This is a genomic window from Streptomyces kebangsaanensis, assembly GCF_001906585.1.
GTDB classification, from domain to species: domain Bacteria; phylum Actinomycetota; class Actinomycetes; order Streptomycetales; family Streptomycetaceae; genus Streptomyces; species Streptomyces kebangsaanensis.
This window is the reverse complement of the sequence record NZ_JUJA01000111.1, coordinates 84,758-85,207: the sequence shown is the minus strand read 5'-3', so window position 1 is coordinate 85,207 and position 450 is coordinate 84,758. Positions and strand designations below refer to the sequence as shown.

The 450-nt window shown below is 78.0% G+C and carries 1 protein-coding gene; it reads right to left on the bottom strand.

Annotated elements, in window-relative coordinates:
* A partial coding sequence (locus RH94_RS43590) for a protein kinase (RefSeq protein WP_234425820.1) occupies window positions 1-450 on the bottom strand: 450 nt, incomplete at both ends.

Below are 450 nucleotides of genomic sequence, written 5' to 3'. Positions count from 1 at the left end.
GGCCCCGCCGAAGCCGCCCGCGCCGCCGGAACCGTCCGGCGTGCCCGCGACCGCGGGCAGCGCGCCCCGGGCCGCGTCCTCGCCCTCCGCCTCCCCCGCCGGTACCGGGTCGTACCCGCACAGGGCCTCCTCCGCCGCGCCGGCCGCGAGGCCGGTCAGTACGACGCGGCCGTCGTCGCAGACGAGGACCGTGCGGGCGGTGATGTTGCGGTGCACCCAGCCGTGGGCGTGCAGGACCCGCAGCGCCATGAGGACGTCGGAGGCGACCTCGGCCGCCCGGTACGGCGTCAGCGGCTTCTCGGCGAGCAGTGCCGCCAGCGGCCGCGCGGCGACCAGTTCGCTGACGATCCACAGCGAACCGCCCTCCGCGAACACGTCGAAGACCTGGTCCAGCCGAGGGTGGTCGGGGATCCGCGCCGCGGCCTGCGCGGCCTCGACCGCCCGCCGTAC